At 64.3% G+C, this 26,541-nt stretch carries 28 protein-coding genes; 8 read left to right on the forward strand and 20 right to left on the reverse strand.

Going from position 1 to position 26,541, the window contains the following annotated elements; all coding sequences use genetic code 11:
• Positions 1-135 precede the first annotated feature (135 nt).
• Both K9F62_14050 and K9F62_14055 read left to right on the forward strand, forming a co-directional pair.
• Positions 136-2,046 (forward strand): cation-translocating P-type ATPase, encoded by a 1,911-nt coding sequence (locus tag K9F62_14050; protein ID UJX39830.1) that lies wholly within the window; start codon positions 136-138, stop codon positions 2,044-2,046.
• A 6-nt stretch (positions 2,047-2,052) separates the two neighbouring features.
• On the forward strand, positions 2,053-2,466 hold the full coding sequence (locus K9F62_14055; protein ID UJX39831.1) for a MarR family transcriptional regulator: 414 nt from the start codon (positions 2,053-2,055) through the stop codon (positions 2,464-2,466).
• Positions 2,467-2,501: 35 nt separating this feature from the next.
• On the opposite strand, the gene K9F62_14060 is transcribed toward K9F62_14055, so the two are convergent.
• From K9F62_14060 to K9F62_14075, 4 genes are all read right to left on the reverse strand, one after another.
• Positions 2,502-2,864 (reverse strand): type II toxin-antitoxin system HicB family antitoxin, encoded by a 363-nt coding sequence (locus K9F62_14060; GenBank protein UJX39832.1) that lies wholly within the window; start codon positions 2,862-2,864, stop codon positions 2,502-2,504.
• Entirely contained in the window at positions 2,864-3,115 is a 252-nt protein-coding gene (locus K9F62_14065; GenBank protein UJX39833.1) for a type II toxin-antitoxin system HicA family toxin, read from the reverse strand. The genes K9F62_14060 and K9F62_14065 overlap by 1 nt, the downstream gene beginning before the upstream one ends.
• Positions 3,116-3,564: 449 nt before the next feature.
• Positions 3,565-5,238 (reverse strand): AMP-binding protein, encoded by a 1,674-nt coding sequence (locus K9F62_14070; GenBank protein ID UJX39834.1) that lies wholly within the window; start codon positions 5,236-5,238, stop codon positions 3,565-3,567.
• Between the two features lie 16 nt (positions 5,239-5,254).
• Positions 5,255-5,833, reverse strand: coding sequence for an XRE family transcriptional regulator (locus K9F62_14075; protein ID UJX39835.1), 579 nt, complete (start codon positions 5,831-5,833; stop codon positions 5,255-5,257).
• A gap of 205 nt (positions 5,834-6,038) precedes the next feature.
• Between K9F62_14075 and K9F62_14080 the strand changes: the two genes are divergently transcribed.
• Together K9F62_14080 and K9F62_14085 are read left to right on the forward strand one after the other, a co-directional pair.
• On the forward strand, positions 6,039-6,599 hold the full coding sequence (locus tag K9F62_14080; GenBank protein UJX39836.1) for a cupin domain-containing protein: 561 nt from the start codon (positions 6,039-6,041) through the stop codon (positions 6,597-6,599).
• A 94-nt stretch (positions 6,600-6,693) separates the two neighbouring features.
• Positions 6,694-8,346: an AMP-binding protein gene (locus tag K9F62_14085; protein ID UJX39837.1), complete on the forward strand. Its 1,653-nt coding sequence runs from the start codon at positions 6,694-6,696 to the stop codon at positions 8,344-8,346.
• Positions 8,347-8,508: 162 nt separating this feature from the next.
• Here the strand turns inward: K9F62_14085 and K9F62_14090 are convergent, their stop codons facing one another.
• The 5 genes from K9F62_14090 to K9F62_14110 form a co-directional block, all read right to left on the reverse strand.
• Positions 8,509-9,606: a nicotinate phosphoribosyltransferase gene (locus tag K9F62_14090; protein UJX39838.1), complete on the reverse strand. Its 1,098-nt coding sequence runs from the start codon at positions 9,604-9,606 to the stop codon at positions 8,509-8,511.
• A 32-nt stretch (positions 9,607-9,638) separates the two neighbouring features.
• The gene (locus K9F62_14095; GenBank protein UJX39839.1) at positions 9,639-9,806 is read right to left on the reverse strand and encodes a hypothetical protein; all 168 of its coding nucleotides are present in this window, start codon (positions 9,804-9,806) and stop codon (positions 9,639-9,641) included.
• A 17-nt stretch (positions 9,807-9,823) separates the two neighbouring features.
• Complete coding sequence (locus tag K9F62_14100) at positions 9,824-11,110, reverse strand: Y-family DNA polymerase (GenBank protein ID UJX39840.1); 1,287 nt, start codon at positions 11,108-11,110, stop codon at positions 9,824-9,826.
• A gap of 7 nt (positions 11,111-11,117) precedes the next feature.
• Positions 11,118-11,540 carry a translesion error-prone DNA polymerase V autoproteolytic subunit gene (gene umuD, locus K9F62_14105; GenBank protein ID UJX39841.1) on the reverse strand — a complete coding sequence of 141 codons (423 nt, stop codon included), beginning with the start codon at positions 11,538-11,540 and terminating at the stop codon, positions 11,118-11,120.
• Positions 11,541-11,940: 400 nt separating this feature from the next.
• Positions 11,941-12,558: an SOS response-associated peptidase gene (locus K9F62_14110; GenBank protein UJX39842.1), complete on the reverse strand. Its 618-nt coding sequence runs from the start codon at positions 12,556-12,558 to the stop codon at positions 11,941-11,943.
• Positions 12,559-12,801: 243 nt separating this feature from the next.
• On the opposite strand from K9F62_14110, the gene K9F62_14115 reads away from it, so the two are divergent.
• Positions 12,802-13,788: an HD domain-containing protein gene (locus K9F62_14115; GenBank protein ID UJX39843.1), complete on the forward strand. Its 987-nt coding sequence runs from the start codon at positions 12,802-12,804 to the stop codon at positions 13,786-13,788.
• Positions 13,789-13,849: 61 nt separating this feature from the next.
• The gene (locus tag K9F62_14120; protein ID UJX39844.1) at positions 13,850-14,545 is read left to right on the forward strand and encodes a two pore domain potassium channel family protein; all 696 of its coding nucleotides are present in this window, start codon (positions 13,850-13,852) and stop codon (positions 14,543-14,545) included.
• Positions 14,546-14,549: 4 nt separating this feature from the next.
• On the opposite strand, the gene K9F62_14125 is transcribed toward K9F62_14120, so the two are convergent.
• On the reverse strand, positions 14,550-15,116 hold the full coding sequence (locus tag K9F62_14125) for a nicotinate-nucleotide adenylyltransferase (GenBank protein UJX39845.1): 567 nt from the start codon (positions 15,114-15,116) through the stop codon (positions 14,550-14,552).
• Positions 15,113-16,426: a phosphoglycerate mutase gene (locus K9F62_14130; protein ID UJX39846.1), complete on the reverse strand. Its 1,314-nt coding sequence runs from the start codon at positions 16,424-16,426 to the stop codon at positions 15,113-15,115. Before K9F62_14130 ends, K9F62_14125 begins: the two co-directional genes overlap by 4 nt.
• A 103-nt stretch (positions 16,427-16,529) precedes the next feature.
• On the opposite strand from K9F62_14130, the gene K9F62_14135 reads away from it, so the two are divergent.
• Both K9F62_14135 and K9F62_14140 read left to right on the forward strand, forming a co-directional pair.
• On the forward strand, positions 16,530-17,189 hold the full coding sequence (locus K9F62_14135; GenBank protein UJX39847.1) for a PHP domain-containing protein: 660 nt from the start codon (positions 16,530-16,532) through the stop codon (positions 17,187-17,189).
• 430 nt (positions 17,190-17,619) lie between these two features.
• A complete protein-coding gene (locus K9F62_14140) occupies positions 17,620-18,333 on the forward strand; it encodes a hypothetical protein (GenBank protein ID UJX39848.1) in 714 nt (237 codons plus the stop codon).
• A gap of 93 nt (positions 18,334-18,426) precedes the next feature.
• On the opposite strand, the gene K9F62_14145 is transcribed toward K9F62_14140, so the two are convergent.
• The 9 genes from K9F62_14145 to K9F62_14185 all read right to left on the reverse strand — a co-directional run bounded on the left by K9F62_14145 (position 18,427) and on the right by K9F62_14185 (position 26,516).
• Positions 18,427-19,671, reverse strand: a complete 1,245-nt coding sequence (locus K9F62_14145; protein ID UJX39849.1) for a nucleoside:proton symporter — start codon at positions 19,669-19,671, stop codon at positions 18,427-18,429.
• A 208-nt stretch (positions 19,672-19,879) separates the two neighbouring features.
• Complete coding sequence (locus K9F62_14150; protein UJX39850.1) at positions 19,880-20,683, reverse strand: sulfite exporter TauE/SafE family protein; 804 nt, start codon at positions 20,681-20,683, stop codon at positions 19,880-19,882.
• Between the two features lie 77 nt (positions 20,684-20,760).
• The gene (locus K9F62_14155) at positions 20,761-22,107 is read right to left on the reverse strand and encodes a YihY/virulence factor BrkB family protein (protein UJX39851.1); all 1,347 of its coding nucleotides are present in this window, start codon (positions 22,105-22,107) and stop codon (positions 20,761-20,763) included.
• A gap of 67 nt (positions 22,108-22,174) precedes the next feature.
• Positions 22,175-22,438 carry a hypothetical protein gene (locus K9F62_14160; protein ID UJX39852.1) on the reverse strand — a complete coding sequence of 88 codons (264 nt, stop codon included), beginning with the start codon at positions 22,436-22,438 and terminating at the stop codon, positions 22,175-22,177.
• A 117-nt stretch (positions 22,439-22,555) separates the two neighbouring features.
• Positions 22,556-22,963 (reverse strand): tRNA (N6-threonylcarbamoyladenosine(37)-N6)-methyltransferase TrmO, encoded by a 408-nt coding sequence (gene tsaA / locus K9F62_14165; protein UJX39853.1) that lies wholly within the window; start codon positions 22,961-22,963, stop codon positions 22,556-22,558.
• Between the two features lie 13 nt (positions 22,964-22,976).
• The gene (locus tag K9F62_14170) at positions 22,977-23,837 is read right to left on the reverse strand and encodes a DMT family transporter (GenBank protein UJX39854.1); all 861 of its coding nucleotides are present in this window, start codon (positions 23,835-23,837) and stop codon (positions 22,977-22,979) included.
• Positions 23,838-23,840: 3 nt separating this feature from the next.
• Entirely contained in the window at positions 23,841-24,803 is a 963-nt protein-coding gene (gene thiL, locus K9F62_14175; protein ID UJX39855.1) for a thiamine-phosphate kinase, read from the reverse strand.
• Between the two features lie 435 nt (positions 24,804-25,238).
• A complete protein-coding gene (locus tag K9F62_14180; GenBank protein UJX39856.1) occupies positions 25,239-26,174 on the reverse strand; it encodes a carbohydrate kinase family protein in 936 nt (311 codons plus the stop codon).
• Positions 26,175-26,192: 18 nt separating this feature from the next.
• The gene (locus K9F62_14185) at positions 26,193-26,516 is read right to left on the reverse strand and encodes a divalent-cation tolerance protein CutA (protein ID UJX39857.1); all 324 of its coding nucleotides are present in this window, start codon (positions 26,514-26,516) and stop codon (positions 26,193-26,195) included.
• Positions 26,517-26,541: the final 25 nt, after the last annotated feature.

Below are 26,541 nucleotides of genomic sequence, written 5' to 3' on the forward strand. Positions count from 1 at the left end.
GGAAGGCATACGTGCCTTCCCGCCTTTTTTATGGCCTGTGGACCGATAGCTGTTTTTATCTTCAAAATATTTGACTATCAAAAAATAATTCAATAAAGATTCTTTCGCATAAAGACGTTTTGCAAGGAGTTGTCCATGATCGGACGCTTTTCCAGCCTCGGGGCGTACAAGGGGCTTTTCACGCTGCGGGAATTTTACCGGTGCATGGCCGGCGGCGGGCTGGCCCTGGCCGCTTTCGTCGTCGGACAGGCGGGAGGGCCGCTGTGGCTGGCCGTGCTGCTGGGATTGGCTTCGGTGGCGATCAACGGCTTGCCCATCGTCATCGAGGCGGCCAGGGGGCTTTACGAGCGCCGGATCAACGTGGACGAGCTGGTGAGTCTCGCCATCGTGGCCACGCTTATCCAGGGCGAGGTGCTGGCCGCCGCGGTCATAAGTTGCATCATGACCCTCGGGTCGCTGATCGAAGAGGCGGTCAGCGACGGAGCCCGGCGGTCCATCGAAGGGCTCGCCGCGCTTTCGCCCCAGGAAGCGGTACTGGTGACCGACGACGGGGCCGAACGCACGGTGTCCGTAGCCGATATCCGCCTGGGCGACATCGTGCTCGTACGCCCGGGCGAGCGCATCCCGGTCGACGCAGTCATCGAGTCCGGGACGACGGCCGTGGACGAGTCGGCGCTGACCGGCGAATCGCTCCCCCGCGAGCGCCGTCCCGGCGAGGCCATCCTGGCCGGCACGCTCAACTACACCGGCCGTATCACGGCCCGGGCCGTCAAGGTGGGCGAGGACACCACCTTCGGCAAGGTGGTGAAGCTCGTGGTCGCGGCCGAGGCCGGCAAGCCCCGGGCGGCGCGCATCGTCGACCGCTATGCCCGCTGGTTCACGCCGCTGGTGCTTTTGGCGGCGGGGCTAGCCTGGCTTTTTTCCGGCCAGCTGGACCGGGCCGTGGCCGTGCTGGTGGCCGGCTGTCCCTGCGCGCTTCTCATGGCCGCACCTACGGCCACGGTCGCGGCCGTCGGCCGGGCGGCCCGGCGCGGCATCCTCATCAAGGGCGGGCAGTTCCTGGAAGAAGCGGGCCGGGCCGATGTGGTCCTTTTCGACAAGACCGGCACCCTGACACTCGGCCGGCCGGCCGTGACCGAGGTCGCTTCGGCCGAGGGGGAATCGGCGACGGAGGTCATCGGCTGCGCCGCCTGCCTGGAGCGGGAAAGCTCCCATCCGCTGGCCGCAGCCATTTGTGACGAGGCCCGGCGTTTGGGCCTTGAGCCGGCCGCGCCCGAGTCCATGTCCGCCGCCGTCGGCCTGGGGCTTCGCGGCAGGGTGGCCGGCAAGGCCGTGGAAGTGGGCAGCCCGGAGATGGCCGGCGGCGCGGAAACGCTCCCGCCACCGCTGCGGGAATGTCTGGCGGCCATTCGGGAGCGGGGGGCAACGGGGCTGGTGGTGCGCCGGGACGGCGAGGCCATCGGCGTCATCGGCGTGGCCGACGCGACCAAGGGCATGGCCGCCCGTGCTGTGGCGGCGCTGCGCGAACTCGGCATCAAAACCATCGGCATCCTGTCCGGGGACCACGAGAAGGCCGTGGCCGCGCTGGCCGGCCGGGTCGGCGTCACCGATGTGTGGGCGGGCCTTGCCCCGGGAGACAAACTCGATATCCTGTCCCGGTTTCAGGAGCGGGGCGGTCGGGTGCTTTTTGTCGGCGACGGGGTCAACGACGCCCCGGCGCTCGCCCGGGCCAACGTGGGCGTGGCCATGGGCGCGGTGGGCTCGGACGTGGCCCTGGAGACGGCCGACGTGGCGCTAGCCGACGACGACATCGCCAAACTGCCGTTTCTCATCCATCTGGGCCGGCGCATGACACGGCTTATCGGCGTCAACATCGGCCTGGGGCTCCTCTTCAACTCCGTGGCCATCCTGGGCGGGGCCTACGGCTACCTGTCGCCGGTCGCGGCCGCGATTTTCCATAACGTGGGGTCGGTGGTGGTGGTGCTGTCCTCGGCCAGCCTCGCCCTCACCAGGGAGCCGGACCTTTTTGCCGGCAAGGAGGCCTGATCCGCCATGGAGCATGAAAAGCTCACCCGATTGCTCATTGCCTTTTACGAGAAGTTTTCGTCCTGGGAGCATGGGGTGGTCAAGGAAAGCGGGCTGACGTTGCCCCAGATGCACACCTTGGAGATTCTCGGGGCCGACGGCGACCTGCGCATGACCGAGCTTGCCGCCAGGATGGGGGTGACGACCGGGTCGCTGACGGTGTTGGTGGACAGGCTGGAGCGGGGCGGATTCGTGGCCCGCCGGCCCCACGAGACGGACCGGCGTTCCATCCGTGTGGGGCTGACTCCCGAGGGCGAGCGGCTTTTCACCGAGCATCATGCGCTGCACGCGAAGCTGACGAGCGAAATCCTGTGCGACCTCTCGCCCGAAGAGGCGGACCAGTTCGCCGGCATGCTGGAGCGAATTACGGCTTGCCTGTGATGGGAGGGATGCCAGAGGCATCCCTCCTCCGATTCTTATCGGCCGGAGGATTCCTTGCGGCCGAGGCCCTCGGCGAGCAGGGACACGGCAAGCGTGTTCATGCTGACGCCTTCGGCCTCGGCCTGCCGGGCCAGTTTGGCGTGCAGGCTTTTGGGTGTGCGCAGGTTGAACTTGCCCGAGACCGGGCCGCCGCTGCCGGGCTCCGGAAGTTCGCGGCCGTCCTCCTGGTAGACGGCAATGACGCTCTCAAGCGCATCGCGTCCGTTCAGGAGGGCCTCCTCAGGCGTTTCGCCGTCGGACATGACGGCCCCTGGAAAATCCGAGAAAACAATCAGCCAACCGCCGCCATCTTCTTCGGTGAGCGGCGTGAGGGTGAAGGGATAGCCGTGAAAATCCATCAGGAAGCACCTCCCTGCGTTGTCGCTGCATCGAGGAGCGCCACAAACCGTTTGATATAGATCGGTTTGATCGGTCGGTGGGCAGGCACGGAAGCTTCGCCGGGCATTCCCGGAAAGGAGAAGACGACGTGGCTACCACCGCGTCGGCGGATAGTCAGTCCGAACCGCCGCGCCAGGGTTTCCATGTCCTCAATGCGCCAGTCGCGAGGATTGGCGCGCATCCGGGCCAGTATTTTGTCCGCGTTGCCCATGGGAGATAGTACCGCATCTGGGGCCAAAAACAAGAGGTGGACGGCTTTGTATGGAAAGAAGTCGGGAAAGGCAGGTGTGCTGGTCGGTTGATCGGTTGGTTAGCTGGTGGCTGGCTGGTCGGCGGGGCAGGGCGCGCGGCCGTGTGCGGCGCATATTTGAAGAATACGCCTTCACGCCCGCGCGCCCTGCCCCGCCGACCCTGGACACGCGACCCATCAGTCTGTTGTGAAAGTCCTCTTTCGCAGGCTGCTGTAGATTTTTGCTGGAATGGAAAAAGTCAATATCGGCAGAAAGAAGCCTCAATGAAGCTTGGAACGGTAGTCTGCTACGCTTGGGAACAAATATTTTTTTGTCCCTTTGAAAGTTTTTGAAGGGGGTCCAGGGGGAAACTTTTTTCAAAAAGTTTCCCCCTGGCCGCCGGAGGCGTTCCTTCCTCCCTCACCCCTTTCTACCGCATCGCTTCGGGGAACAGCTTGGCCCCCAGCTCGCGCAGCTTGTATTTCTGCACCTTGCCGCTGGTGGTCAGGGGGAATTCCTTCACGAAGGCGATGTATTTCGGAATCTTGTGCCAGGCGATCTGGCCCCGGCAGAAGTCGCGCACTTCCTCGGGCTCCATGGCGACGTCCTTTCGAAGGATGATGTAGGCGCCCACTTCCTCGCCGTACTTGCGGCTGGGGACGCCGGCCACCTGGACGTCGGCGATGCCGGGCATGGTGTAGAGGAACTCCTCGATTTCGCGGGGATAGATGTTTTCGCCGCCCCGGATGATCATGTCCTTGATGCGGCCGGTGATGGCCACGTAGCCGAACTCGTCCATGACGCCAAGGTCGCCGGAATGCAGCCAGCCGTCCTTGTCGATGCATTTGGCCGTGGCTTCGGGGTTGTTGTAGTAGCCCTTCATGGCGTTGTAGCCGCGACAGCACAGTTCGCCCTGCTTGCCGCGCTCCATTTCCACACCCGTTTCCGGGTCGGCCACCTTGACTTCGACGTGGGGGAAGGCCCGGCCCACGCCCTCGACCCGGTAATGGTAGGGGTCGGTGACGTCGGTCTGGGTCATGCCGGGCGAACTTTCGGTCAGCCCGTACACGCTCGTGATTTCCTTCATGTACATCTTCTCGGTCACCTGCCGCATGGTCTGGGTGGGACAGACCGAGCCGGCCATGATGCCGGTGCGCAACGACGAGAAGTCGAATTTCGGGAAGAGCTTGTGCTCCAGGATGGCGATGAACATGGTGGGCACGCCGTAGATGGCCGTGCACTTTTCCTGTTCGATGCTCATCATGGAATGCACCGGGTTGAAGACCTCGGTAAAAACCATGGTGGTGCCGTGGTTGACGCAGGCCATGACCCCGAGCACGCAGCCGAAGCAGTGGAACAGCGGCACCTGGACGCACAGTTTGTCATTGTGCGTGAAGCGCTGTCGCTGGCCGATGGAGTAGCCGTTGTTGACGATGTTGTGGTGGCTCAGCATGACGCCCTTGGGAAAACCGGTGGTTCCCGAGGTGTACTGCATGTTCACCACATCGTGGCAGGTGAAGGTGGCCTGCCGGGCACGCAGGTCCTCGTCGGTGACGGTGCGGGCCAGGCCCAGGATCTCGGGGATGGAGTACATGCCCCGGTGCTTTTCCACGCCCAGGAAGCAGACGCGCTTCAGGTGCGGGAAGGTCTCGCTTTTAACGGCCCCGCGCTGCATGGTGCGCAGTTCCGGGGCCAGGCCGTAGAGGATCTCGATGTAGTCCGAGTCGCGGAACCCATTGGTGATGAAGATGTTTTCCGCTTCGGAGTTGGTCATCAGGTACTTGAGCTCGTTGCGCTTGTAGGCGGTGTTGACCGTGAGCAGCACGGCCCCCATCTTGGCCGTGGCGAACATGAGCGCCACCCAGAAGGGCACGTTGGTGGCCCAGAGCGCAACTTTCTCACCCTTTTCGATGCCAAGCGCGATAAGCCCCTTGGCCAGCTCGTCGGTCAATTCGTCGAACTGTCGCCAGGTCAGCCGGTAGTCCCGGTCCACGTAGACCACGGCTTCCTGATCCGGGTATTTGGCGGCCGTCTGGTGGAGCAGCTCGCCGAGCGTCAGGTCGAAAAGCGGCGGCTCGTGCAGTGGAGGAGGCACAAAGGTCATAAGGTGGCTCCTTTCGTTATTGCGGGATGTACAGCACGGCGTAGATGTCGGTTCTTTCCGCGTTGCCGCAGCCGACATAGTGGGGCACCACCGAGTTGTAATAGATGGAGTCGCCGGGGGCGAGGACATGGCGCTCGTTGCCCAGGATCACTTCCAGCTCGCCGGTAACGACCACGATGAATTCCTCGCCCTCGTGGGAGGACAGCGGTTTTTCGGCCGCGGCGTCCTCGTCGGGGTAGACCTCGATGAAAAAGGGCTCCATGTGGCGATCGGTCTTGCCCCGGCCCATGGAATGGTAGCGGAAGGCGGCGCGTTTGCCCCGGGCCTTTCTGAGCACGGCGTCGTCCTCGGCTCTGTCAACCCGGCAGGTCAGGCACACATCGCCGTCCACGGCGTCGTCCATGAAGGTGCCCAGGCGCTGGCCCAGGGCCAGGGCTATCTTGAGTAGGGGGCCGATCGAGGGAGTTACGTCTTCTTCTTCCAGGGCGGTCAGGAAATCCACGGAAAGGCCCGTGCGCCGGGAAAGTTCCTCGCGGGAAAGCTCCTGGCCCTCGCGGTACGTGCGAATGCGATCACCAAGCTTTTTGTCGCTCATGGCTCCCTCGTTGGTAGAATCTGAAGTAAGGTGGGGCGGAAATGACGGCACAGCCCCGTGAAGCAGCTTCCATAGCCCAAGGTTTGGCGAAATTCCAGCCGTTTTTGCATGTCCCTGGCCGTGAAAAAAAATTGACAAGCCCCTTTGACGTGCGAAAAGACGGGGAGGCGCGAGTGCATTTAAAACATCAGGCAAGGGGACTCTCATGAGCAAGGAAATCGGACCCGTGCGGGAAATCGCCATGCGGCTGCGCGGCATCCGCGAAGTGACGGGTTTCACCATGGAGCAACTGGCCGAGGCCACGGGCGTTTCGGCGGACCAGGTGCTGCTGTACGAGACCGGGGAAGAAGAAATTCCGGTCAGCTACCTTTACGAAGTGGCCAAGGCGGCCGGCGTCGACCTTACGGCGCTCTTGACCGGCGGCGAGGCCCACCTGCACGCCTATTCCCTGGTGCGCGACGGCAACGGCCTGTCCGTGGACCGGCGCAAGGCCTATAAGTACCAGTCCCTGGCCTACCGGTTCCACAAGCCGCTCATGGAGCCGTTTCTGGTCACGGTGCCGCCCAAGGCCGAGTCGGAGATGGAATTCAACCGGCACCTGGGCGAGGAATTCATCTACATGCTGCGCGGCCGCATGGAAGTGCGCCTCGGCGACGAGGTGCTTACCCTCGAACCCCATGATTCCCTGTATATTTCCTCGCGCACGCCCCATGCCATGCGGGGACTCGACGACACGGAAGCCGAATTCCTCGACGTGATTATCTAGCCGGGCGCCGATTGCCCATGCGGTGTCCGGCCGAGCCGATCCATGCCAAAGCGTTTCACGCGACACCAACCTATTGCCCTTGGAGCCCAAGACCATGCCTGTCGCCAAACTGCGACCCAAAACGTATCGTGAACTGCTGGAGACCGTGTCCGTCTCCGTGCCCGAAAACTATAATTTCGCCTTCGACTTCCTCGACACCGAGGCCGCCGCGGACCCGACCCGCCCGGCCATGATCCATATCGACAAGGAGGGCAACCGCCGGGATTTCGACCTGGCCTTTTTCAGCAAGGAATCTGCCCGGCTGGCCAACGCCTTCAAGGACGCGGGGCTCAAGAAGGGCGACCGCGTCATGGTCATCCTCTACCGCCGGCTGGAGTGGTGGGTGACCATGCTGGCGCTGCACAAGCTCGGGGCCGTGCCCGTGCCCTCGCCCAACCTGCTTACCCCCCACGACATCGATTTCCGGGTCAATTATGCCGGCATCAAGGCCCTCATCGCCGAGGATTCGGTCGTCTCCCGGGTGGAGGACGCCCGGCCGACCTGCCCGACGCTTTCCGTCCTCATCCATGTGGGCGAGGCCCCCATGCCGGCGGGCTGGCTCGACTACGAAACCATCCGCGCCGCCGCTTCGGACGTTTTTCCCCGGACCCCCGACGCCCCCGGCGGCAAGGACACGCTGCTCATCTTCTTCTCCTCCGGCACTACCGGCATGCCCAAGATGGTGGAGCACACCCACGCCTACGCCCTGGGCCACATGCCCACCGGCGTCTACTGGCACAACCTGGAGCCCGGCGACATCCACCTCACCGTGGCCGACACCGGCTGGGGCAAGGCCGTGTGGGGCAAGTTCTACGGCCAGTGGATGGCCGGGGCCACGATCTTTGTCTGGGACTTCCGAGGCAAGTTCCATCCGGCGGAGTTGCTCGAGATCATGAGCAAGCACAAGGTCACGACCTTTTGCGCCCCGCCCACGGTCTACCGCTTTCTCATCCGCGAGGACCTGAAGAAATACGACCTGTCGGCGCTTCGCTACTGCACCACCGCCGGCGAGCTGTTAAACGACGGCGTGTTTCGGGCCTGGAAGGAGATCACGGGGCTGCCCATCTACGAAGGCTACGGCCAGACCGAAACCTGTCTGCAAATCGCCACATTTCCCTGCATGGAGCCCAAGCCCGGTTCCATCGGCCGGCCGGCCCCGGGCTGGAACGTGACGCTCCTTGACGAGGAGGGGCACACCTGCCCGACGGGCGTGGAAGGCGAAATCTGCATCGGGCTCGAGGACGACAAGAACGTCGGGCTCTTCGCCGGCTACCTGCTCGAGCCGGCAAAGACCGCCTCGGTCGTGGTCAACGGCTACTACCACACGGGCGACAAGGCCTGGATGGACGAGGACGGCTACTACTGGTTCCTCGGCCGCACCGACGACCTCATCAAGTCGAGCGGCTACCGCATCGGACCGTTCGAGGTGGAAAGCGCGCTCATCACACATCCGGCCGTGGTCGAGGCGGCGGTGACCGGCGTGCCCGATCCCGTGCGCGGCCAGGCGGTCAAGGCCACGGTGGTTTTGGCTTCCGGGTTCGACCCGTCCGACGAGCTGGCCAAGGAGTTGCAAAACCACGTCAAGAAGGAGACCGCGCCCTACAAGTATCCGCGTGTCATCGACTTCGTGGACGAACTGCCCAAGACCATCAGCGGCAAGATCAAACGAGCCGAGATCCGCGCCCGCGACGCGAATAGGGAGATATAAAGGGGATGCGAGAGGGGAACCCTTTTTGAAAAAAGGGTTCCCCTCTCGCGCTCTCCCTTCCCAAAAACTTTTAGCGGGGACAGTCTGTTATCGTTGAAAGTCTTTGGAAAGGGGGCCCGGGGGGAGAACCTTTCTTCAGAAAGGTTTCCCCCCGGTTACGTCTTAAAGCACTTTCATTAAGCGCGGATTGACATGGAAGGCCCGGCCGGTCTTGGCCAGGTCGGCCCCGCCGACGCGCACGATGTCGGCCGTGGCGGCGTAGGATTTGAACAGCCCGCCGATGCCGAGCGATGCGAAGAGCCTTGGGTGTTCGCGTCGGGCCGCCGCGAAGGCCGCCACCTTCTCCAGGTTTCCGAAACCGCTCGAAAGCACGATATCCACCTTGTCATGTCCGGCCGCGTCGAGCGCCCGGCGCACGGCCAGGGCGCTGGCCACGGTGACGCCGGGACCGGTCTGATAGGTGCGCCCGTCGAAGGCGACGCCTCCCTGCCCGAGGCATTCCCCGGCCGTGTCCAGGCGCACGCCGTCGAGGCGTCCGTCAAGGGCTTTGGCCGTGTCCAGGGAATCGTCGACCTCGTGGTTGAAGGTGTCGACCAGGGCGATGCGGGGACAGGAGCGTTCGATGTGCCGGTCGAAGGCGATGGTGGCCTCGCGCGTGGCGTGCTCCCGGCCGACGCGGGAAGCAAAGGCCAGGACGAGCGCGTGGGGAATGGTGCCGACGCCCTGGGACAGTCCGGCGGCCCTGGCTCCGGCGTCCGTGGCGCAGGAATCGAAGCCCGCGCTGACGGCGGCCTGGCAAAACGCTTCCTCCCGCGACCAGTGCCAGTGGCGCGCGCCAAAATACATCAGCGGCGTGTCCGGCAGCAGTTCGCGGATGGCGGCGGCCTTGGCCGCGACCTCCCGCGTCGTGGGCTCGGGCAGGCCGCAGGCAAGCGACGTGGCGGCGCTGACGATGCCGAGATAGAGCGTTTCCAGCTCGATGAAATCCAGAAGTGGCCCGGTAATGTGCATGACCGGCTCGAGGGGCGAAAAATCCGCGCCCTCGGGCAGGGCGAGGATTTCCCCGCCATGGTCGGCCAGGGGCGAAAAGGCCCGGAACACGGCCACGGCTTCGTCTATGCCGGCGAACTTTCCCGGTCCGTCCCGGAAAAACACCTGCATGGTCGCGATGGGATTGAGGCCTTCGGCCTCCAGGATCTGCCGGGATCGAAGGAAGTATTTGTCCGCATAGGGCTGCGGGCTTTCGGGCAGCGTGTACATAATACTTATTTTATCCTTTAATGGCAGGTGGTTCAAGGGCAATGCGGCCGATTCGGGTGTTTTTCTTTCTTTTCGTGACCATTGGAGCGGAAAAGACGCCAGTCGCGGCTGTTCCTGAACCGGGGCAGCCAGCGCATGGCCACGAGCGCCGCCAAAAGCAGCAGCAGATAGAGCAGATGCAGCAGGTCCGAACGGTCCATGAGGCCTCCGGGAACGGTCAGCCGGCGGTCACCACGGGCAGTTCGGCCCAGACGGTGGTGTAGCGCGGGGAGCGCATGTTCTGGCGCATGGCCCAGGATTGCCCCGTGGCCGCGGCTCCCTGGGCGGCGCAGCGCAACGTGTCGCGGCCCCATTTGGCGTTTATGGCGTCCAGGGTGGCCATGAGCCGGGCATCGCGGGCCGCGTTTGCCGGCTCGGGGTCGAGCAGGGAAAGCTGGCGGCCGGATTCGCGCTCGAGGCCGGTGAGGATCACCCCGGCCTTCTTGTAGCGCTGGCCGGGCCGGAAGATGCCGGACAGGGCGGCTTGGGCCAGGGCGATGAGCGTTGCGGTGTGGGCCGTGGGCGATTTGGGCGCGGCGGCGGCGATGTCGGAAGAGGGCGGGCGTCCCGAGGCGTCGGCATAGGTCCGGACGTAGACTTCGATTCCCCCGGCCACGAGGCGCCTTGCCCGCAGACGGGCGGCCGCCCGGGCGACATAGGAGGCCACGGCCTCAGAGAGCGGCTCCAGGGTCGTCACCGCCTCGCCGAAGGAGCGCGAGGACATGAGCGTGCGCGGCGGCGGCGGGGCCTTTTCCAGGTCGATGCAGGAAAAGCCGCGCAGTTCGAGCTGGGTGTGCACGCCCTGCACGGTCATGTGCCGGCGCACGAACACCTGGGGCAGGTCGCGAAACTGCTGGGCGTTGACCACGCCGAATTTGGCCAGCTTTTCCCCGTGGCGGCGGCCGATGCCCCAGACCTCCGCAACCGGCACGCTTTCGAGCAGGGGGGCAGGATCGGGCCAAGCCGAAAAATCGAACACCCCGCCGCATTCCGGCCGCATCTTGGCCATCCTGTTGGCCAACTTGGCCAGCGTCTTGGTAGGGCCGATGCCAACGGAAACCGGGATGCCCGTCCAACGGCCGACCGTCTCCTTGATGCGGCGGGCATGGTCGCTCGCGTCGCCGGGAAGCCCGGTCAGGTCCAGGAATGCCTCGTCGATGGAATAGATCTCCAGGCTTGGGGCCATGCGGGTCAACACGCTCATGACCCGGGCCGACATGTCGCCGTAGAGGGCGTAATTGGAGGAAAAAACCGTCACCCCCCGGCGGGCGAAAAGGTCCCGGCACTTGAAGGCCGGCGCGCCCATGGGTACTCCCGCCGCCTTGGCTTCGGCCGAGCGGGAGATGACGCAGCCGTCGTTGTTGGAAAGCACCACAATGGGTTTGCCCTGAAGCGACGGCGCGAAGACCCGCTCGCAGGAGGCGTAGAAGTTGTTGCAGTCGACCAGGGCGAAAACCGTGGGCATGGGGGCGTTACGCCTTGTGGATGATGTAGGTGACCACGCCCCAGACCTCGAAGGACGCCTCGGGGCCGACGGCCACCGGCGCATAGTCGGGATTTTCGGGCACAAGCAATATCTGGCCGTTTTTGCGTCGCAGCCGTTTGACCGTCAGCTCGCCGTCGAGGGCCGCGATGACGATGTGCCCGTCGCGGGGTTCCACGGCCCGGTCCACCACCAAAATGTCGCCGGACGCCACCCCGGCGTCACGCATGGAATCGCCGTCCACACGCACGAAAAAGGTGGCCGCCGGATGGCGCACCAGTTGCTCGTTGAGATCGAGCTTCTTGTCGATGTAGTCCTCGGCTGGCGACGGAAATCCCGCCTGGACCGTGGACAGGTAGAGCGGCAGCCCCAGCTCCGCGCGCCGCTCGAACCCGAATATTGCAAGTTTCACTTGAGTGCCTCCGGCGGCCAGGGGCGGCTCCGCCTCCCCTGGCCCCTACCGCCGGGGGGCCCTTGGCCCCCCGGACCCCCCATAAAGCTTTTAAGGGATTTTTGCCGTCTGCTACCCTAAAAGAGCGCTCATTTTCTGTCCATTCCCGTTGCGGCGCTTCGCCGCTGGCGCGGTTGTCGCCGCAATCGCGTCCGGCGTCGAGGCGCGAAGCGTCTCGTGCCGCCGGCCGATTGCGGCGACAAACATCCCTCGTCCCGTCCCGTCCTCTCCCGACTTCACCGCCGCCCACCATCCCAACCCGGGAAAAGGGGGTCCGGGGGACATCAAGTCCCCCGGCGGAGAGGTGCAGGAGAGGCGGAGCCTCTCCTGCCGGGTCCAGGGCGGAGCCCCTGCCTCCACGCTATCCCGCAACCAGCTGCAACTCCGGGGGCGGCGTGGCCAGAAGCGGGGCCACGTCCTGGCGTTCGGTCAGGAGCGGATCGAGCCAGTCCCTGAAAATCTCCGGCGGCAGGATGAGCGGCATGCGGTCGTGGATGGCGGCCATGGCGGAGGCGGCGGGCCGGGTGAGGATGGCCACGGTGTCGCGGGCCTCGCCTTCCGGGGTAAGGGTGCGTTCGTAGATGCCGGCCAGGGCCATGACGGGCGTTTCGGGCAAGGTGGCGAAAAAGCGGGTTTTGCCGCCGCCCGGGTCCGTGCGCCATTCGTAGAAGCCCTGGGCCGGCAACAGGCAGCGACGGTAGCGGATGGCGCCCCGGAAGGAGGGTTTGTCCAGGACGGTTTCGGCCCGGGCGTTGATCATGGGGCGCAGGGGCCGGTCGGATGTGGCGAAGGAGGGGAGAAATCCCCAACGAAACAGGCCGGCCATGTGTCGTCCGGTTTGCCGGGCGGCGAAGATGCCCTCGACGAGTTCGCCGGGGAAGATTTCCGGCCGGTCCGGGATGTTTTGGGGCATGTCCGGCACGCCCATGGCTTCGGCCACCAGGCGTCGCGGCACAGCCAGGGCGAATCTGCCGCACATGGTGTGTCCTCCTTATGTGTGGGGCGCGATCATGGCAGTCCGGTCCCGGGCTGGCAAGGAGGCGGAAACGCCGAAGGAGCGGCCCGTCTTTTGCTAAGGGGGGAGTGATAAAACCGACCAATAAGCAGTGCAATGCGCCAATTCGCCGCAAATACGAATGTTTTTGGCCAACCGAAGGGGAAGGCCGGGATGGTGGAGCGCTATTTTATAACAAAGTCAAACGCCGCATGACCGCATGACCGCATGACCGTATTGCCGCCGCCGCCGCTCGACCCGGGAAGCGAATACCAGCCTATTCCGCTGACGCATCTCTTCGCCCATGCCGCCGGGGACTTCGAACTCTATCTGCGCCATGGCGACACCCACACCCTTTTCGCCCATAGCGGCGAGGCGGTCACCCGGGATCGGCGCAGGCTTCTGGCGGAATATGGCGTGTCGGTGGTCTACATCCACCAGGAGGAGCGGGAGCGCTACCGGGGCTATATGCGGCGGCACCTGGGCGAGGCGCTGTTGTCCCCGGACATGGCGACCGAGCACAAGGCGGCGGTTTTTTATCACAACTGCTGCGACATCGTCCGGGATCTGCTGCGCACGCGGCTGCCCCAGGGCGTTTCCGAAAGGCACGGCCGGCTGTTCGGGGCCTACGTGCGCGACTGCGTAAACTTTTTGGCCACCGAGGCGGGGCTTGCCCGCATAGGGACGCTCATGTCCCATGACTACGACGTCTACAGCCATGGGGTGCATGTCTTTGTCTACACGCTGTTTCTGCTCAAGTCCCTGGGCCTGCCCAAACCGGCGCTGATCCAGGCCGGGGTGGGGGCGCTTTTGCACGACAGCGGCAAGGAAGCGGTGGACGTCTCCATCCTGCGCAAGCCCGGCCGCCTGATGCCCGAGGAATTCCTGGCCATCCGGGAGCATCCCGCCCTCGGCGTGCGCTATTGCCGGCCGCTTTCCCTGTCGCGCCTGGCCCGGGAGTGCATCCTCATGCACCACGAAAAGATGGATGGACGGGGCTATCCCGGCGGCCGTTCCGGCGAGGCCGTGCCCCTGCACGCCCGGGCCGTGTCCCTGGCCGACGTCTACGACGCGCTGACCTCCAGGCGCGTCTACGCCGATGCGGTACGCCCCTTCGAAGCGCTTTCCATCATGCGCCACGAGATGGCCGGCTCCTTCGACCTCGAACTCTACAAACGTTTTGTCATGCTTTTAAGCGGCGCGGCCTTGTTGTGACGGCGCGGGTGGTTGCGGCCGGGTCGGGGATCGCGTAGCCGGGAAGACAGGGAGGAGTCGCATGGTCCAGCCGCCGATCAACGCCACCATCGCGCCGTCGCGTTCGGGCAATCGCTTCCATATCCTGCTTGGCGCCCTTTTGGCCCAGATCGTTGCCTCGCCGTTTTTGACGGGTCCGGGCACGGACGTGTTCCAGGACATCTTTTTCCTGATTCTGCTCATTGCCTCCGTCCATGGCGTGCGCCACAGCCGGCTCTATCCCGTCATCCTGGGGCTTACGATCGCAAGCGTCTTCGGCGTCATGGGAAAGCACCTCATCGGGGGGATTTTTTGGAATTTGTCCTGTGACGCCCTGGGCGCGGCGGTGGTCTTTCTGGCGGGCGTCGCGCTGTCGCTGTATCTGGCCCGGCAACGCCGGGTCAATCTGGATACCGTGCTGGGAGGGCTTTGCGTTTACCTCTTTATGGGCGCCATGTGGTTTCTGCTCTACGGCTTTGTGAACAAGGTCATTCCCGATGCGTTCGCCTTCACGGTCCACCACGGTCCCCTGTCGCAGGAGATGACCGATCGCCTGCTCTTTTTCTTCAGCTACGTGACGCTCATGACCATCGGCTACGGCGACATCGTGCCGCTTTCCCCGGTGGCCCAGGTCATCGCGATTCTGGAAGGGTTGCTCGGCCAGTTCTACCTGGTCTTTTTCATGGCCCGGCTGGTGGGGCTGCACGTGGCGGCCAGGCAGGGCGATCCCGAAACGTAATGGACTAGCTTTCGCGCGCCAGGCGGTCGCACAGGCCGAAGGCGCGCACCAGCTCGGCCACGGCCGGCGGCACGAGGGGTTCCCAGGGACCTCCCTGGGCCATGAGACGCCGCACATCCGTGCCGGAAATGCCCTTGTCTTCTTGCGCCACCTCCCACAGTACCTCGATACGCAGTCCCAGTTCCTGGAAATAGGCGCGTTTGCGCCGTCCCCAGTCGTCGTAGATGGTCAGGAAGAAGACTGCGTCGAGGGGGACGTAGAAGCGGTAGAGCTCCGGAAAGCTGATAGGGAAGGGCACCACCGTGAAATCGGCCGGGTCCGTCCCCGCCGCGGTCAGGGCGGCCCGGACCATGGCCTGGCGCTCGAAGTAGGTCAGGGGATTGGCGGCCGGGGCCGAGCGTTTGGCGTCGGCCGCTTCGCTACGGGTGTGGGACGGATCGGGGTTGGTGATGCCGACCACCAGATGGCGGCAGCGTTCGCGCCCGGCCAGCAGGTAGCGCAGGTGGTCGTTGTGGAGCACCTGGAATCGGCCGTGGATCACGCCGACGTCGACCGGGTGGAGCGCGTTCATGGCTCCTCCAGGCGCATGGGGGTTACCGGCCCGGGATAGCAGGCCGGCGGCCGGGGCGTGTCGCGGATGCCGGCCAGCCGCGCCCGTTCCAGGCCGTTTAGAATCAGATAGGGCAGTTCGTGCCCGCGTACGCAGCCAAGACAGCCGCCGGCGGCCGCGATCTCGTCGAAGCGCGTCACCGCGTCCACCCGCTGCCCCTGGCCGTGGAAAGTCAGCGGCACGGGCTCGCCGCCGTGGATGAGCGGGCCGCAGGAGGGCGTGGAGTGGTCGGCCGTGACCACGAACAGGATGTCGGGGTCGCCGAGCAGCGGTCCGGCCGCCCGGCCGATGGCCGCGTCCAGGGCCTCGATGACCGCCCGCTTGGCTTGCGGGTCCTTGGTGTGGGCGGCCACGTCCGGGGCCTTGGTGTGGACGTGGATAAATCCGTAGTCCGCCGCCGCCTTGGCCGCCAGGGTGAGCCGCTTTTCCAGGTCGGCCCCGGGATCGGCGGTGTCGGGCGTGGCCAGGAAATCGAAGCCGAGGGCCCGGGCCAGTCCGGCGAACAGCGTGCCCGAAGTGATGGAAAGCGGGCGCAGGCCGAAACGTTCGACAAAGGGCGGCAGGTCCCGCCTGCACCCGGCCCGCTGGGTGACCAGGGCGTTTATGGGCGTCAGTCCGGCCGCCCGGCGCGCGCGGTTGACGGGATGGTCGCCGAGCACGCGCCAGGCGTGGAGCAAATACGCCTTGAGCACCCGGGCGGTATGGGCCGCCGCTGCGTCCGCGCCGGCCATGGGCTCGGGCTCGGGCACGAACAGCCCGTCCACCATGGGGTTGGTGTCCGTCACCTCGGGGCTGACGTCGCCGTCCAAGGTCAGCACGCCGAAAAGCCCCTTGTCCGGGTGCAGGCGCACGGTCGTGCCCTCGAAGGAAAATTCGGCCACGGCGGCGAACAGCGCGGCCGCCTCGTCCGGGGAGGGCTTTTCGGGCTTGTCGCGGAAAAGGCGCAGGCAGCCGTTTTCCGCCCGCGCGTTGCAGAAATGGGTCAGCAGGCAGACCGTGTCCGGCCCCGGGGAAAGGCCCATGCCGAGCGCCTCAAGGTAGCCCCGGCCGGGAAACTCCCCGGGCGCGTAGCCGAACATGGCGAAATGGGCATTCTCGCTGGGCAGGGCCTGGCCGAGAAAGCCGGCGTGGTAGAGGCCGTTGGCCCCGGAGGCGGCGATGCGGTCAAGATGCGGCGTGACCGCCGCCTCAAGCGGGGTGCGGCCGCCAAGGACGGCATGAGAGCGGTCGCCCAGGCCGTCGAGGACCACGAGCACGCAACAGCGAGGCATCAGCGGTCGCGCCTTCGGCCGTATCGGCTCATATGATAAAAAAGCGGGTTGTGCATCGGGATTACCACTTTGCCTTTTTCCGACCAGGGCCGCAAGGTAGGATATGCTTTTCGACCTGCATGTGCATACCGAACTTTCGCCGTGCAGCCGGCTGCCGGTTGCCGCGATCCTGGCCAACGCCCGACGGCTTGGGCTCGACGGGGTGTGCCTGACCGACCACGACACCATGGCCGCCGGCCGCCGTGTGCGGGAAGGCGCGCAGGACGACGGGCTGTGCGTGATCATCGGCATGGAGTACGCCACGCCCGAAGGGGACATCCTGCTTTTCGGGCCGTTCGAGGGGCTGCGTCCCGGGCTTTCGGCCCGCGAGGTCCTGTCACTGGCCCCGGCGGTTGGCGGCGTGGCCGTGGCCGCCCATCCCTTCCGGTCCTGGCGTCCGGCCGGGCCGGGGATTTTGCGTCATGAACGGCTGCTGGCCGTGGAGGTGGAAAACGGGCGTAACCGGCCCGAGGAAAACCTGGCGGCCCGCCGTTTCGCCGCTGACAGGAACCTGCTGGCGGTCTGCGGCTCCGATGCCCACAGCCTGGAGGAGCTCGGTCGCGTGCCGGTGCGGATCGAGGCCACGGTGCGCTGCCGGGGTGATTTCGTGGCCGCGCTTCTGGCCGGTAACTGCCGTTTGGTCGGGGATTTGCCGCATTGCGGGGCTGTCGCCAGCCCCAAAGATCGGCGGGATCGGCCCGGGACGGCGGCGTGCACGGTCTGACTGCGGTGTTTTGACGCTGTTATAGTAGAAACGCCCTATTCCCGGGAAGGCTGAACGCATCCATCTTGAGAGGAGCGGATCTTTCCATGGTAGTGGTGGGGCGCCTCATCTTTGTAAAATGATGCGCTTGTTCCCCTCTCGCCTCCCGTCATCGCAGCTATTCCCCTCATTCCCCAAGTTTCCTTTTTCTGCAGTCTTCATTTCTCCTTCTCCCACGCTTCGAAAACGAGCCAAGGGATCTTTGACCTATGCCTGAATGGATTGGCTTCCGTGACCGCTTGTCGGGGCTCACTGTTACGTGATGCAATCCCGGCGGCCTTCGTTAGAGCAAAATTCATGGATGGTGTGATGGTTATTTACGGGGGTGCACCTTTTTTGTTATAATCGATTCAATCTGTTTTTTATGTTCATTGTGACAAAGGAAAAAAAGATGGGAAAAGTCAAGAATATTATTATAGCTGACGATGAAGCGGAGTGCAGAGAAGAATTTACTTCCAGGCCTGAGCATTTTAAGGTTCTCGAAGTTGATAATGCAAATAATCTTGTTGATGAACTCAAGAAGCTATTTGCAATAAATCAAAGTCCAGACCTTGTGTTGCTTGATATTTGGCGGCCTGCTGACCGTATACCGCCTGATCAGGCGGAGCGTGAAGACCGTGCCAAGAAAAGTTTACAGGATTTGACCGCTCAATTGGAACTGACACGCAGTATTGTTAAGGAGGCATGGATTCCACGAGGCTTTCATGTCCTCAGTGAAATTCGTAAAGAGTGGCCTGATCCAACGGAATTGCCTGTCGCCCTGTATTCCAAGCGCGGCTACTTTTTAGCTACCCCTGAGCAATTGGAGCAAGTTGAGAACCAAAATGCACATTGGATTCTCAAGAATGATGAGAATGAGTTTTTCGAGTACGTGCAAGACCGCATCGATCGCCTTGTTGGCATTTACAAAAAGAACAGGAAGACGAAAAAACAAATTTTCAAGATGCGTATTATTTCAATTTCTGCAATTTTTATATCAATTGCTGTTCTGGCCCTCTTCGTCGGGAAGCATCTTCTTGGAGCGAATTCTTTCCCAGAAACAGTGGCCTCGTGTATTCTGAGCGTCATTTTGACATATGGCCTTGACCGCCTCCTCTTGCGCTGAACCGTAAGGGAGAAAGACGGGAGCGGATGAACTGGAGGGCAAAGTCCGTTCGACAACGCGCGAGGCTTCTTCTCCAGGCGCCTGCCGCCTCTTTTAAAACGACGACAAGATTCCCACCACCGTTCCGGTCATAAGCGAGGCCAATACGCCGGCCACCAAGGCGCGCCCGCCAAGGGCCGTGATCTCGTGCTTGCGCGACGGGCAAAGCGAGGTGAGCCCGGCGAGCAGGATGCCCACGCTGCCGCAGTTGGCGAAGCTGCACATGGCATAGGTCATAATCAGGCGGCTGTGCTCGGAAAGCGCCCCGGCCGGCAGCTTGGCCATGTCGATGAAGGCGATGAATTCGTTGAGCACGATCTTGGTCCCCAGCAGCGAACCGGCCGTGGCGGCTTCGGCCCAGGGCACGCCGAGCAGCCAGGCCGCCGGGGCCAGCAGGAAGCCGAGCATGCGCTCGAGGGTCAACGGCGCGCCGGCCACTTCCGGAAAGAGCGCAAGCATGATGTTGGCCAGCTTGACCAGGGCCACGAACACAAGCAGCGTGGCCACGATGCTCCAGAAGAGCTTCAGCCCGTCGGCCGTGCCCGAAACGATGGCGTCCATGGCTCCCGAGGCCGGCGAGGCGGGCAGCTTGCGGCCCAGGGTCGGTGGTTCGCTCTCCGGAATCATCAGCGCCGCCATCACCAGCGCCGCCGGGGCGTGGATGACCGAGGCGGTGAGGATGTGCCCCACGGCGTCGGGAATGACGGATTTGAGCACCGTGGCGTAGAGCATGAGCATGGTGCCGGCGATGCAGGACATGCCTGTGGCCATCATGGCGAAAAGCTCGCTTCGGGTCATGCGCTCCATGTAGGGGCGGATGAGAAGCGGCGCTTCGATCATGCCGAGAAAGACGCAGCCCGCCGAACCCACCCCGAGCACTCCGCCGATGCCCATGCTCTTTTCCAGGATCAGCGAAAAGCCCCGCACCACCTTGGGCAGAATTTTCCAGTAATAGAGCAGGGCGGTCAACGCCGCGATGACGATGACCAGGGGCAGCGCCTGAAAGCCGAGTATAAACGCCGAGGACTGGTCGGTGACGGCAAAGGGAGCCGGACCGCCGCCCACGTAGCCGAACACGAAGGCCGTGCCGGCCCGCGTGGCCTCGTCCATGGCCGCGACCAGGGCGTTTAGGGCCATGAACAGGCCGCGCAGAAACGGCGCCTTGAGCATGAAGGCGGCGATGGCCACCTGCAACCCCAATCCCCCCAGAACCAACCGCCAGGGAATCACACCCCGACGTTCACTGAGCGCCATGGCGACCAGAACAAGCGCCGCCAGCCCAAGCAGGCTTTGTCCCATGGACGTTCCTTTTAAGAGGTGAAGAGATGGGGGAAACCTTTCTGGAGAAAGGTTTCCCCCATGCCCCCTTCCAAAGACTTTTAATAGTAATAGTGCGTTACTGGAAAATTATTTGTTACGTTAAGAAGTTTAGGAAGGGGAGAGCGCGAGAGGGGAGAACCCTTTTTAAAGGGTTTCCCCTCTCGCATCCTCTTCCCTCTTCTCCACCTTAAAACATACTCCACAGCATGCGCGTGGCCATGGCCAGGAGGAACAGGGCGAAGACGCGTTTGAGCGTCCCCACGGGCAGGGCGTGGGCGAGTTTAGCCCCGTATTTGGCCGTCAGCATGCTGGTGGCCACGATGCCGATGAGGGCCGGCAGGTAGATGTAGCCGATGCTCATGCCCGGCAGGTCGGCCTTGCCCAGGCCGTTGGCGATATAGCCGATGACCCCGGCCACGGCGATGGGGAAGCCGATGGCCGAGGCCGTGCCCACGGCCACGTGGATGGGGATATTGCACCAGGTCATAAACGGCACGGTGATGGTGCCGCCGCCGATGCCGACCATGTTGGAGATGAGCCCCACGCCGCCGCCGGTGGCGAACATGCCGGCCGTTCCCGGGATGCTCCGTGTGGGCTTGGGCTTGATGTTGAGGATCATCTGGATGGAAACGTAATACAGGAAAGCGACGAAAAATCCCTTGAGAAATTTGGTGGACAGTTGGGCCGCCACCCAGGCTCCCAGAAACGAGCCGATGAGGATGCCGGGGGTGATGCTCTTGAAGATGTCCCAGCGCACCGCGCCGCGCTTGTCGTGGGCGCGAAAGCTGGCCACGGAGGTGAAGACGATGGTGGCCAGCGACGTGCCGAGCGCCATCTGCATGATGTGCGCATGGGGCAGTCCCTGGGCTGTGAAGAGGAAATACAGGGCCGGAACGACGACGATGCCTCCACCCACCCCGAGCAGGCCGGCGATGATGCCGGCGGCGCAACCGAACGCGAGATAGGCGAGCCAGAACGAAACGGACGGCATGGCGAAACTCCTTGCGGGTACTGATAGGGCTGGAGGTTGCCTGTAACGGAAAAAGTCGGGAAAGAAAAGAGGTTGCGTTATATTTTGGCGGGAAACGCCGCGTCCAGGTCCGCCGCGAAGCGTGCTTCCAGGGTGGCGAGGCTTTCCGTGCGGTCGGACTGGCCGGCCAGGGCGCAAAGCTGCGTGAGCAGGGGATAGTCCCGGACCAAGCCGGCCGGAGGCTGGGCGTCGTCCCCGTCCACGGCCCGGGCCACGTCGGCCAGGGTCACGTCCTGCGCCGGGGCCAGGGGCACGAAGGTGCGGCCGTTGGCCCCGGCGGCCGCGACCGCCAGTCCGGCGTCGGCGAGCGACTGCCACAGTCCGGTCATGGTCTCCTCGGGCAGGCCCAGGAGCGCCGCCTGGCGGGTGATGTCCGGGAGCTGACGGCGTTTGGCGGCGGCCCGCGCGGCGAGCAGAAGCAGGAAAAGGGCCAGGGCGTGGCGGTGGGACTGGGCTAGGCCGTCGGCACGGGACTGGCGCAAAAAAACGTCGTAGCGTTGGGCGGTGTGGCTGATCTGGGCTCCGAGCAGCACGATGGCCCAGCTGATGTAGAGCCACAGGAGCAGCAAGGGAATCTGGGCAAAGCTGCCGTAAATGGCATTGTAGCCGGCGGCTCCGAACTGGAATTTGAGATAGGTCCACTGCACGAGCTGCCACAGTGTCCCGGCGCAAAGCGCCCCGATAACGGCGCATCGCGGTTTGACCCGGGTATTGGGCAAAAACTGATAGAGCACGAAAAAGACCGTCCAGACGATGAGCACCGGGGCCACGGACAAGACAATGCGCTCGACGTCCTGGATCAGGGAAAATTCCAGCAGCCGGCGGGTGAGGCTTGCCTCCTGGACCGCGGCCATGGCGCTTACGGCGGCGAAAAGCAGCGGCGGGCAGATGATGATCAAAAGCAGATAGCTGGTGAAGCGGGTAACAAGGCTGCGCTTGACGCCGATGTCCCAGGCGGCGTTTATCGCGCCCTCGATGGTGGAGACCAGGGACACGGCCGTGACCAGCAACAGCACCGTACCGATGGCCCCGAGTGTCTTGACGTTGGTGTTCTGGATGTAGAGCAGGATCTGCTCCACCACTTCCGCGCGGCCGGCGGTGACGCGCATGAGCAGGTCATGGACCTGGGGCGAGTCGTAGAAGCCGAGGCCCTTGGCCACGGAAAAAGCCACGGCCAGAAACGGCACGATGGACAGCACCGTGGTGTAGGACAGCGCGGCGGCGAGACTCAGGCTGTGATTTTTGAGAAACGAGCGCAGGGCGTGGAATATCGGCCCCAACCAGGCCGGCAGGGGGCACTGGTCCGGGACGCGGCCCGTGGCATAGGCCCGGCCGATGGCGGCCGCCAGGGATGCGGCGGGATGGGAAGCGTCGGAGTCGGGCACGGTAACGTCGTGCCGGCCGCTGCGACCCGGAGGCGCTTCCGGGTCGCAGGCACGGCGGGAGCGGCGCTTAGGCGATGCCGTAACCGCTGATGTGCTTCATGTATTCGTCGACTTCCTTGGACAGGTGGTCGAACAGCTTGCTGACGCCTTTGTCCGGCTCGGAGCCGATCTTGCTGAAGATGTTGCCGGCCTTGGCGTAGGCTTCCTCGAAATGGGTCTCGTCGAGGCCGCATAATTCCTTGGCTTCCTCCCGGGTCAGGTAGCCGGTATGGGCGAAATAGGCGCAGACGACGGCGTTGACCTTTTTGACGTGCTCAACTTTGGTGGACATGCGGGACTCCTTTGATGGGATCGGTGGTCGACAGTGGTTTTGCTAAAGCATTTCCCCGGTGCTCGGCAAGCCTTGGACGGAAAAAAACATGGCCGTGCGGATTGTTGCCTGTCGCACTCAGGTATTTTTTTGACGGTCGGCCAGCGGTTTGATGTCGATGACCGGGGTACCGTCAATGGCCTCCAGGGCTTCGACGGTGATGGTATCGCCATTGATGGCGGCGATGCGCACCTTGTGCAATCCGATGGGGTTGGGCCGGTCCGGCGAGCGGGTGGAAAAAACGCCGGTCAGGGGACGGGCCTTGTCCCGGCGGGGGTGGACCTGCTGGCAGGACCGGTCGGCTAGGTGGAGCCAGGTGAAAACCAGGATTTCCTGCCCGACCTCGAGGGATTCGGCCGCGGCGTGGTAGGCGGGGTCCAGGACCAGCTCGGCGGATGGGGCGTTTTCGGTCTCGAAGCGCGGGGCCGTGGCCGGGTCGGTGAGCTTCGAGCGCACCGTGCCGAGTACGCGAAGGGTCAGGTCCATGGGGAACGCTCCTTTAAGGTTTGTCGGCGAAGCGGACGGAACCGAGATAGATGCCGCCAAGGGCCAGTACCACTCCGCATAGTTCCACCGGACCGGTGGCTTTGTCAAAAAAGAGTACGTCCCAAAGATACGACAGCGTGGGCTGGAGCAGCAGGATGAGCCCGGCCAGGGCGGGACGCACGCCGGCCAGACCGCTGGAGATGGCCAGCCAGCCCAGGCATTGGGCCAGGATGCCGAGCGCGACCAGGGACCAGACCGCCTGGAGCCCCGGCAGGGTGAAACTTGCATCCGTCGCGGCGACCACCGGAACAAGCAGCGCCGCTCCGAGAAAGGAAAGCACCGCCATGGTCGCCATGGGGCCGGCCCGGCCCTGGTCGGTGACGGCTTTTTTGAGGGTCAGGATAAAGAGCGCGTAAAAAACCGCCGCCGCCAGACCATAGCCCACGCCCAGGTGGAAATCGGACGACTGGGCGGCGAAATTCCTGCCGACCACAAGGTACAGCCCGAAAAGGGCCAGCCCCATGGACGCCAGAAACCCCGGCCGGGGCAGTCGGCGACCGGCCACGGCGGCCACGGCCGTCAGGGCGAACACCTGGAAGTTGGCCACCAGCGTGGCCAGTCCCGGTCCCACCCGGGCGATGCTGGCATGCCAGCACAACAGGTCGCACACGAAAAAAACGGCGCAACCGACCGCCGGCCAGGACATCGCCCGGCGAAACGCCGGAAGGTTTTTTGTCGCGGTCAAAAGCGACAAGAGCGCCAACCCGCCGATGAGCAGCCGGTAAAACGCGGACACCGAGGTGGCGACGCCGGCCAGCTTGACGAACACGGCTGCGAAACTGATGCACGTCGCCCCGAATAAAAGAAGTCCCATGATTTATCCGAAATGATCGAAGCCGTTCATGGCGAAGGGCGCGCCGTTGAGCGTATAGCCCGGCTTGCCGCCGACCATGCCGATGGGGTTCGCCCCGGGGAGGGCGGCGCGCACCGCTTTCCAGCCTTCGGGCGTGGCGCTGGCCACGAGCGCGTAATCCTCGCCGCCGAAAATCGCCTCTTTCTCCGGCTGCCGGCCATGCCCGGCGGCATAGGCCGTCACCTCGGGATGCAGCAGCCCCGGCGGCAGGAAAAGATCCGCCCCCATGCCCGGCGGCAACAGGCGGGGCAGGTCCCGGGCCAGGCCGTCGGACACGTCCATGCAGGCCGTGACCCCTGGTATCTCGGCCAGGATGAGCCCCTCTTCCACCCGGGGCGTCGGGCGCAGATGGGCGGCCACAGCGGCCGGGAAAGACTCCCTCGCGCTGCGTCCGTCTTTTTCCAGCAGAGCCAGTCCCACCCTGGCCAGGCCGATTTCCCCCACAACGAACAAAATATCCCCCGGCTTGGCCGTGCCCCGGGTCAGGAACCGGCCCGACGGCCCGGCCTCGCCCCAGATGGTCACCGTCAGCCCGACCTTGTCGCCCCGGCTCAAATCACCACCCACCAGCGGCAACGCATACGCTCCCGCCAGCTCGGCCATGCCCGCCAGGACCTCGTCCCAATACTCCCGGTCGGCCTCGCCAGGACTCACAAGCCCCAGCACGAACCCCAGCGGCCGCGCGCCCATGGCGGCCACATCGCTTATATTGACGGCCAGCGCCTTGTACCCGACATCCCCGGGCGAAAAGTACGAGCGCCGGAAATGCACGTCCTCCAAAAAAAGATCTGTGGTGACGCACATCCGGCCGGGACAGGAAATCACCGCCGCGTCGTCGCCGCGCGAAAGCGCCACCGACTCCCCGCCACGCGGGAAATGCCGGTCGACCAAAGCCAGGAAATCATCCTCGGAGCGTAAATGCGGCATGGTGTGGTGTGCGGGGGGGAGGAACCGGGGGAGGGAACCCCTTTTTGAAAAAAGGGGTTCCCTCCCCCGGACCCCCACCCTCCCGAAAAATTTTAAAGGGGTGAAGTGGCGAGGGCCGCGACATCGGGAGCCAAGAAATATCGAACGATTTCGTTGAAAATGGAAGCTCTTTTAAAAGGGGGAGGAAGAGACTTTCTTATTTCGCCCCGAAGGGGCGACGGCGTGGTGGCGGCGGAATTTGCCTGGGACGAGCTTGTCGCGAAGCGACATGCACCGTCCCGACAAATTCCGCCGCCATCTTCCACTCTCCGCCCTCCCGGCAACCCGCGAAACCTCCGCCCGGCCAAAGCCGAATCGGGGGGTCCGGGGGGCCCGTGGCCTCCCGGTGGGGTCCGGGGCAGAGCCCCGGCCTATGGGCGGCACCGCTACTCTTCGCTACGCCAGTTCGCCGAATGTCGCGGCGTAGCGGGCGCGGAATGCGTCCCAGGTGAAGTGGTGTTCCTGGGTGCCGTGTTTTTCCACGGCGTAGGCGGCGGAGACCGATCCGATTTTTGCGGCGTCCACCGGGGATTTGCCCAGGCACAGGCCTTTGATGAATCCGGCCCGGAAGGCATCGCCCGCGCCGGTCGGGTCCTGGACATCGGCGACAGGGCAGGGGGCGATGTGGTCTTCCTGCGCGCCCTGGCGGATGGTGGAGCCGTTTTCGCCGAGGGTGGTGATGACGGTCTTGGCCCGGCCGACGATTTCGGCCAGGGTGAGTTTGGTGGTATTTTCGATCAGTTGCAGCTCGTAGTCGTTGCTGACAAGGTAGTCGGCGCCGGTGAGCATCTCGGTGAGTTGTTCCCCGGACAGGGCGGTGATGTTCTGGCCGGGGTCGACGATGACGGGGATGCCCTTGGCTTTGCAGATGCGGGGATATTCCTGCATGTCGTCCAGGTTGCCGGGGGCGGCGATGGCGATGGTGTCGGCCGGGTCGCACTCGGCCACGGGATACTGGGCGCCGTGTTTCATGGCGCCGGGGTTGAAGCCCGTGATCTGGTTGTCGGAACGGTCGGTGGTGATGTAGGCCCCGGCGGTGAACTCGCTGCCGATGCGGCGGATGCCTTGCAGGGAGAGGCCGCAGTGGCGCAGCCAGGCTTCGTAGGCGGCGAAGTCCTTGCCGGCGGCGGCTACGATGGTCGGGTCCTCGCCGAGGAGCTTCAGGCAATAGGCGATGTTGCCGGCTGTGCCGCCGAATTTTTCCTCCAGCCCGTCGACCAGGAAGCAAACGTTGAGAATATGGATTTTGTCGGGCAGGATATGGTCGGCGAAGCTGCCGGGAAAGCTCATGATGCGGTCATAGGCCAGGGAGCCCGAGACGAGGATGCGCATGGGCGGGGTTCTCCTTTATTATGCGATTGGGGCGGTTTCGTCGTCGATCCAGCGCAGAAATTCCGGCAGCCCGGAGACAATGGGCACCACCACCGCGCAGGGGACCTCGTAGTCGTGCAGTTCCTTGACCCGGGCGGTGAGCGCGTCGGCCAGCTCCAGGCGGGTTTTGGCGATGAGCACGGTTTCCTCGGCGGTCTCGATGGCGCCCTTCCAGCGGTAGATCGAGCTCATGCCCGGCAGGATGTTGGCGCAGGCGGCAAGGCGCTCGGTGACCAGGGCGCGTCCGATGGCTGCGGCGGCCTCGGGCGACGGGGCGGTGATGTAGACCATGGCGGCGGACATGGCATCCTCCAGGCCGGCTGGCGGC

Source organism: Desulfovibrio sp. JY, assembly GCA_021730285.1.
GTDB lineage: Bacteria > Desulfobacterota > Desulfovibrionia > Desulfovibrionales > Desulfovibrionaceae > Solidesulfovibrio.